This is a genomic window from Micromonospora sp. M51 (genome assembly GCF_018070305.1).
Classification (GTDB): domain Bacteria; phylum Actinomycetota; class Actinomycetes; order Mycobacteriales; family Micromonosporaceae; genus Micromonospora; species Micromonospora parva.
In genome coordinates this window covers 1-4,103 of sequence record NZ_JAGPXZ010000573.1, presented here as the reverse complement: position 1 = coordinate 4,103, position 4,103 = coordinate 1, and the positions used below count along the sequence as shown (strand labels likewise).

Annotated in this window: 4 protein-coding genes; 2 read left to right on the top strand and 2 right to left on the bottom strand. The window is 68.7% G+C overall.

Annotated elements, in window-relative coordinates:
• Positions 1-1,197 (bottom strand): AbfB domain-containing protein (locus tag KBX53_RS24740; protein ID WP_210861925.1); only part of this gene is annotated, 1,197 nt, incomplete at its 3' end.
• A 36-nt stretch (positions 1,198-1,233) separates the two neighbouring features.
• Positions 1,234-2,631, bottom strand: coding sequence for a family 43 glycosylhydrolase (locus tag KBX53_RS24735; RefSeq protein ID WP_210861924.1), 1,398 nt, complete (start codon positions 2,629-2,631; stop codon positions 1,234-1,236).
• Between the two features lie 437 nt (positions 2,632-3,068).
• Between KBX53_RS24735 and KBX53_RS24730 the strand changes: the two genes are divergently transcribed.
• Both KBX53_RS24730 and coaD read left to right on the top strand, forming a co-directional pair.
• The gene (locus KBX53_RS24730) at positions 3,069-3,602 is read left to right on the top strand and encodes a DUF6817 domain-containing protein (RefSeq protein ID WP_210861923.1); all 534 of its coding nucleotides are present in this window, start codon (positions 3,069-3,071) and stop codon (positions 3,600-3,602) included.
• Between the two features lie 47 nt (positions 3,603-3,649).
• Complete coding sequence (coaD, locus tag KBX53_RS24725) at positions 3,650-4,066, top strand: pantetheine-phosphate adenylyltransferase (protein ID WP_309140847.1); 417 nt, start codon at positions 3,650-3,652, stop codon at positions 4,064-4,066.
• Positions 4,067-4,103: the final 37 nt, after the last annotated feature.

Here is a 4,103-nt window from a genome sequence, read left to right as displayed (position 1 = left end):
GTAGTTGACCGACTGGATGGCGACCGTGCCGGAGCCGACCAGGCCGGGCACCAGCCGCCACTGGCCGTCCTGCGCCGGGCTGACGTTCGGGTCGATGCGGACGTCGTAGTCGTAGTGCCGCACGTACCGATCCTGGAAGTTGTACGACTGGATCCGGTTGACAGCGGTGGCGGGCCAGCGGGCGAGCACCCGGCTCTGTTCCGCGGCGGTCAGGTTCAGAATCGAACCGTGCCGCTTCTTGGTGCCGCCCATGGCGTACGAGCCGGACGCCGGCAGTCGGTAGCTGCCCGGACTCGACGGGTCGGTGGTCAGCACCGGCAGGTAGCCGCGTCCGCTGGCGTACTGGTCGAGGTAGAGCACCCACTCGTTGCGGCTGTTCACCTTCATCCACATCGGACCCTCGACCTGTGCGCCGGTCAGCCCGATGCCGGAGAGGTTCCCGAGGGCGGTCCAGGTGCCGAGGATGGAGTTGCTGCCTTCGATGGCGATCTGGCCGTCGCGGGAGGCCCGGACGTAGCGGTAGCCGCCGACGCCGGCCGGCACCTCGACGATCTGGGTGTCGATGATCTCCTGGTTTCCGGGCCGGTTGATGTAGACCTGCGGTGTGGTGACGCTGCGGAAGTTGGCCGTACGCGCGTAGTAGATGCGGTGCTTGGTCGCGCCGTTGAGCGGGACGTTCGTCGCCCAGTAGAGGACGTAGTCGCCGGTGGCCGGGTTCCAGATCGCCTCCGGGGCCCAGGCGTTGCGTCCGTCCGGAATCGCACCGGCGACGTTCAGCAGCCACGGCGTCGACCAGTTGACCAGGTCGGTGGACTCCCACACGACGAGGTTGCGGCTGCCGTTGTTGATCGCTGTCGACCAGTCCTGACCACAGCCGATACACAGGTCGGTGGCGATGATCCAGTAGCGGTCGCCGGCCGGCGAGCGGACCAGGGCCGGGTCCCGCACGCCCCGGGTGCCGACGGTGGACCGCAGCACGAGCCCGCCGTTGTTGAGGTCGGTCCAGCGCAGGCCGTCGGTGCTGTGGGCGAGATAGATCTGCTGGTCGGTCGAGGACTCACCGGTGAAGTGCGCCATCAGATAGCCGACGGTCGGGTCGAGCGCTGCCGCCTCCTTCGGTGTCGCCGCTGACCAGGTGGTGAACAGCAGGCTCGCGGCCACCGCGACCGCGCAGAGCCGGGCGAGGACTCTCGACATGTGTCTTTCTCCTTCGCGCAGGGGCGTACGGGTCAGCTAGAGGGTCGGCAGGACAGGCCGGACGGTGCCGTCGGCGGTGAACTCCATCCGGTCGATGGCGGTCTCCCGGTTGGTGCCGTTGCCGGCCGGCACGGCGAAGCGGTGGTAGGCGATGTACCAGGTGTCGGTGCCGGGTGCCCGGACCACGGAGTGGTGGCCGGTGCCCTTGACGCCGACCTCGAGCCGTTTCTGCAGCACCACGCCGCGCATGGTCCAGGGCCCCAGCGGTGCGGGGCCGGTGGCGTACGCGACCCGGTAGTCCTCGCTGCGGGTATCGTTCTCCGACCACATGAAGTAATAGAGCCCGTTGCGCTTGAACACGAACGGCGCCTCGTTGTAGCCCGACGGCGTGATGACCCGCGCCTGCGCTGCGTCGAAGGAAGTCATGTCGGGGTTCAGCCGCACCGCCCGCGCGACGCCCTGGCCCCAGTACAGGTAGGACTGCCCGTCGTCGTCGGTGAACACCATCGGGTCGATCGCCTGCCCGCCCGAGAACTGGTCGCTGCGGACAAGCGGTCGGCCCAGCGCGTCACGGAACGGCCCGGTGGGGCTGTCGGCCACCGCCACGCCCAGTTGTTTGGCGGTGTTTCCGCTGGCCGCGCCGCCACTGAAGTACAGGTAGTAGCGGCCGTTGGCGGTGGCCACCGCAGGCGCCCAGGCCGAGTTGTCCGCCCAGGACACGTCCGGACCGTGGTCGAGAATCACGCCGTGGTCGGTCCAGTTGACCAGGTCGGTGGAGGAGAACGCCTTGTAGTAGGTGCCGGCCCAGCTCGCGTAGCCGTCGGTGGTCGGGTACAGGTAGTAGCGGCCGTTGAAGACGGCGAGGTGCGGGTCGGCGAAGAGGCCCGGGATCACCGGGCCCCTGGTCGTTCTGGGCGCCCAGGGCGCGACGAGGCGGAAGGAGCTGTCCGCCCGGAACGCGGCAGTGTCCTGGTAGGCGTCGAGCCAGAGGGCGAAGTCGCGGTGCCGGATCCGCCGGGTCGGGTAGTTGTACGAGACGAGCGCCACCGATCCGCTGACCGAGCCGTCCGCCGCGCAGAAGGTGGCGTCGGCCCGGAACGTCGCGTCGCCGGTGTTCGGGTCGACCCGGAGCCGGTAGTCGCGGTGCCGCAGGAACATGCCCGTCCTGGTCTGGAACGAGTAGCAGGTCGGCGAGGCCAGACCGTTGACCACGGTGAAGGTGGCGTCCAGCTTCACCTGGTTGGCGCTGCTGGAGCTCACCGGGTCGAGCTGACCGAGATAGTCGATGTGCCGCACGTACCGTCCGGCTTGGTTCACGGCCTCCAGCGAGACGGTGCCGGTCGGCAGGGTGGCGGCATGCGCCGGTCCGTCGGCCACCACCACGACAGCCGCCGCGGCCACGGTGGACAGCACGAGGAGGGCACGCAGCCGCATGCTCGATGCTCCCGACAGGGACCCTGCCATCCGTCGTGGAACCACGGGCACGACCCCTCTCCGCAAGATCATCTATGTTAGCGTTAACAACGTCAGGCCGCGTCCAGGTTCGGGCTTTTGAAGGCTTCAGCGGTGGGGTGACGTGCCCGGACGGGACACCACTGGGGCGCACGCCGCCACGACACAATGTGTTCGGTTCGTTAAGGTCGCGTTGCGGACAAGTGTTAGCGATCGCAACTACCAGTGTCAAGGCATCGACTGCCGTCGCTCCCCCGCCCGGCCACCGCTGGCTCAGGCAGCCGCTGCCGGCGTACCGCAGATTGTTGGCCGCGACGACGCGCGCGGCCGCCGTGTCGCCGGAGGTGGCCACGGCGCTGTGACAAATCGCCCACGCCTCGGGCCGCCGAATCCCACGGCCGATCCCTACAGTCGGACCCATGAGCACCGACGACGGCGTGCGGGCCTGGCTGCGCCGGCATGGGGCCGAACAGATCGCCCATCCCGGTGGCACCCTGTACGCCCACCTCTGCCGGGTCAGCGAACGACTCGCCGCGCTCGGCCGCAGCCGTGACGTGCAAACCGCGGGCCTCACCCACGCCGTCTACGGCACTGACGGATTCGATCTCACACTGCTGGACCGGGCCGATCGGGCCGTGCTGCGGGATCTCGTGGGCGCCGACGCCGAGGAGCTTGTCTATCTGTACGGTGCCTGCGACCGTGGACGCAGCTGGCGGGAGCTGGCCAGGACCGGCGAGGTCTTCGACCGCTTCACGCGCCAGGTGCGGACGCCGGATGACCGTCAACTTCGGTCGCTGGTGGACCTGAGCATCGTCAACGAGTTGGACGTCGTCGAGCACGATCCCGCGATGCTGGACCGGCACGGTGCCTACTTCCGGGAACTGTTCGCCTCGTGGACCCCCATCGCCTCGGAGCAGGTCATCCGCGAAGCGCAGCGGGTCTTGTGGCCGTGACCCCCGAACCGTCGCATCCGACAGCACGGGCGTTTGGCCGCGTACGGGTGCGAGCCGTCTACCCGGGCAGCTTCGATCCCTTCACTCCGGGGCATGTGAATGTGGTGGACCGGGCACGCGATCTCTTTGACGAAGTGGTGGTGCTCGTCGCGCTCAACAGCACCAAGCAGCCGGGCAGCGACGAAGAGGAGCGAGCGACCGCTGTCCGGGCCATTCTGCCGCCCGAGTGGACCTCCGTCTCCGTTGTGGCCTGGAGCGGGTTGACCGCCACCTACTGTCGTCTGCACGACGTAGGAGTGATCGTCCGCGGTGTTCGTCACACCACCGACCTTCGGGCTGAATATCAGCTCGCCGCGATGAACCAGTCGCTGGGCGTACCCACAGTGTTCCTGCCGGCACGGCCCGAACTGGCCGCGGTGTCGTCGACCGCGGTGCGCGCGCTACGGGCGTCGCAGGCCGAGTAGGGCCGCGATCATCGCTTCGGGCTCGATGGTGGCTGGT